Source organism: Brachyspira innocens ATCC 29796, assembly GCF_000384655.1.
GTDB classification, from domain to species: domain Bacteria; phylum Spirochaetota; class Brachyspiria; order Brachyspirales; family Brachyspiraceae; genus Brachyspira; species Brachyspira innocens.
Genome location: NZ_ARQI01000031.1, coordinates 1 through 3,497, shown reverse-complemented (window position 1 = coordinate 3,497; position 3,497 = coordinate 1). Strand labels below are relative to the sequence as shown.

The window sequence follows — 3,497 nt, the reverse complement described above, 5'->3', positions numbered from 1 at the left end:
TTTTTTATTTACTTCGTTTAATCTGTCATTGAATATTTTTATATTGTTATTAATATCTTCTATATTAAGATTTTCATTTGATAAAGAAGCGTCCAAATATTGATTAACTTCATTAACTATTCTTCTAGCTTCATATAAAAAATCTTCTTTTACAGTTTTTAAATCTATATTTTTAATATTTTCTTTTAATTTTTTTATTTCTTTTCTTATAAAGTATTTTTTATATCATTTTTATCCATATTGTTTAACTCTTATATGTAAATTGTATGTAATATTATATATTATTAAGTATAAAATTCAAATATTGGTATATACTGAAAATTTTTAAATTTTAATCTCAATCCTAAACATTTAGAGTCTTTAATTTTTATAATACATGCAATACATTATTAATAATTTCTTTATTAAAATATTCAATATATTTTTAATTATTTTCATTATATAGTTACAAATCACCATTTACTTTATTATAAATAAAGGTTAATATATATACTATTATGGACAATATTAAAAAAAATAATAAGATAAGAACATCTGTATCAGCTATATGTGCTATTATATGTATAATATGTGCAAGCTCTGCTGTTGCTGTTTTGGTACTTTTGATTATCAATTCCAATACAGCAAGAGAGATAACATCTTTTTCTCTTTATTCAAGTTTTCTTATCATATTTTATATAATTAATTCTATATATCATTTTTTCCCATTTAACAATAAAGCCAAAAAAGTTTTTTATATACTTTCTCATGCATTTTTTATTATGATGATATGGGGAGTTTATATACCGCCTTGTCTTATACTATTAAAAAACGGCTGGGGCTGGAGTTTCTTTGGAATTATTACGGGGCTTTGTGTATTAGGTATTACTTTAAGAAGTGTATTCGGATACAGATGGAGAGATGCTACTGAGACTATATACTATCTTATACTAAATTGGGTATGGCTTATAGCAATATCAAAGATTTCATCTGCAGCAGGAGAATATGGGGCTATACTTTATCTTACGGGCTTTCTGCTTCTTACTGTAGCTATGGTTTTTTACAGACTTGCTATGTATGAATCTAATAAAAGATATACCTTATTTCTTCCTTTATTTTATTCGCTTCTTATAATATCAAATATATGCCATACAGTTTTTATGTTCAGATATGTTGCTAATATTTTCTAAAATTACTATAATATATATGATGAATATATGATAAATACTAGGAGAAAAACATGATTAAAGAGAGATTAAGCGATTATATTCTAAATACTATTAAAGAAAATTGGGATATAAATGCATTAGCTGATTATGGTACAGATAATATATTAAAATACTCTGATGTTGCTAAAAACATATTAAAAATACATACAGCATTCAAAAAACTGGATATTCATAAAGGTGAAAAAATAGCTTTATGCGGAGCTAATTCTGTTAATTGGGCTTTAACATATATTTCAATAGTAAGCTATGGAGCAGTTGTTGTTCCTATATTAGTAGATTTCTCAAAAGAAGATATTGCTTCAATTGTAAAAGATTCAGGTTCTAAATTTCTTTTTGCAGATAAACGCATAATAGAGGCTATTGACAGTAATACATTATCTTTACTAAACAATGCTTTTTATTTAGAAAACTTTGATACTTTTGTTCAAAAAAAAGAAAATGAAGATACTAAAAATAATAAAAAAGAAAATATATTTAATGACATAGAGATAAATGATTTAAGCAAAGATACTTTTAATCTTACAATATTTGAAAATGATACTTTAGCTACTATAATCTACACTTCTGGAACTACTGGATTCAGCAAAGGTGTTATGCTCAATCATAATTCACTTGCAGCCAATATAAGATTTGCTATAGCCAATATGCCAGTAAAGGCCAATGATCATATACTTTCTTTTCTTCCTCTTGCCCATGTATTTGGATGTTTGTTTGACTTTTTATTTCCTTTTTCTAAAGGGGCATGCATATATATGCTTAATGCTATACCTAGTCCTAATATTTTATTAAAGGCATTCAGCGAAGTGAGACCAAATCTTATACTTATGGTTCCTCTTATTATAGAGAAAATTTATCTTAAAAAAATACTTCCTACTATAGAAAAGCCTTTAATATCAAAACTTTTAAAACTTCCTATAGTTTCATCTTTATTAAAATCAAAAATAAGAAATAATTTAACAGAGGCTTTCGGGGGTAATTTTTATGAGCTTATTATAGGTGGAAGTGCATTGAATGCTGATGTAGAAAAGTTTCTTATGGATATAGGTTTTAAATTTACAGTAGGATACGGTATGACTGAATGCGGACCTTTAATAAGTTATGGACCTTGGAATAAACATGTTGCTAGAAGCTGCGGATGTATAATTGACACACTTGAAGTAAAAATCGATGCTGAAAAAGAAGGTGAAGTTGGAGAGATAATGGTTAGAGGAGAGAACGTTATGCAGGGTTATTATAAAAACTATAAGGCTACTGCTGATGTACTTTCTAAAGACGGCTGGCTTAGAACTGGAGATTTAGGTGTACTTGGAGAGAATAACAGGATATTTATAAGAGGAAGAAGTAAAAATATGCTTCTTGGTGCAAGCGGACAGAATATTTATCCTGAAGAGATTGAAAGTAAGTTAAATACTATGCCTTATATAGCAGAATCTTTAGTGGTACAGAGAGATAATAAACTTCATGCTCTTATATATTTGGATAATGAAAGAGTTAAAGCTGAGAGTTTAAGTTCTGAAGATATTAATAATCTGATAGAAAAAAACAGAATAGAAGTTAATAAAATGCTTCCAGAGTTTGGAAGAATATCAGGTTTTACTATTCAGGAAGAGGAGTTTATTAAAAATCCTACCAAAAAAATAAAGAGATTTTTATACAAATAAGTTATAAATAATGGGGATTAAAATAAAGTTGAAAAATTTATTCTAACTCCCACCCTATAAATTTTTTAATTCTATTTGTTATTGATGAATAATTTTTTATTCTTTAGCTTTTACTGTTACTCTGGCTACCCACCCAAGCATTATTTAAATTTATGATAGTATTCAACGCACGTTTAATTGATTCTTATAAATAATACAAATTAGAATTATTAATTAATCAATATTTAAAAAATACTCTCTGCGTGCGTTTAGAAAAGCCTTAATTTAAATCACGCTTTGGGCGGGTGCATTTTTTAAAGTGAAAGCTCAAAAGATTTAATTAAACTAATATAAAAAATAAAGCCTTAAAATCTAAAAGGGCGGGGATATAAATAAAATAAAAAATAGTTATTGAGTCCTTTTTTATTATAATTTCTCTTTTTATTATAATTTCTCTACTTCTTCTGTACTCAAACCTGTTAATTCACTAATAAGATTTATATCCATATTTTTATTTTTCATATTTTTTGCTGTTAATATCTGGTTTTCTTTAATACCTTCTTCTTTTCCTAATCTTCTCTCCTCATCAAGCATTATCTGATTACCGTAAAGATAAGCCTCTTTTTTCTCATATTCCATCATCATTAAT

At 26.3% G+C, this 3,497-nt stretch carries 2 protein-coding genes and 1 pseudogene; 2 read left to right on the top strand and 1 reads right to left on the bottom strand.

What is annotated here, in order from left to right; all coding sequences use genetic code 11:
- The first annotated feature begins 497 nt into the window (after positions 1-497).
- Together trhA and F811_RS0100415 are read left to right on the top strand one after the other, a co-directional pair.
- Positions 498-1,169: a PAQR family membrane homeostasis protein TrhA gene (trhA, locus tag F811_RS0100420; RefSeq protein ID WP_020003348.1), complete on the top strand. Its 672-nt coding sequence runs from the start codon at positions 498-500 to the stop codon at positions 1,167-1,169.
- Between the two features lie 50 nt (positions 1,170-1,219).
- Positions 1,220-2,869: an AMP-binding protein gene (locus F811_RS0100415; RefSeq protein ID WP_020003347.1), complete on the top strand. Its 1,650-nt coding sequence runs from the start codon at positions 1,220-1,222 to the stop codon at positions 2,867-2,869.
- A gap of 423 nt (positions 2,870-3,292) precedes the next feature.
- Here the strand turns inward: F811_RS0100415 and F811_RS16630 are convergent.
- Positions 3,293-3,497: pseudogene (locus tag F811_RS16630) on the bottom strand (Rpn family recombination-promoting nuclease/putative transposase); the annotation flags it as partial.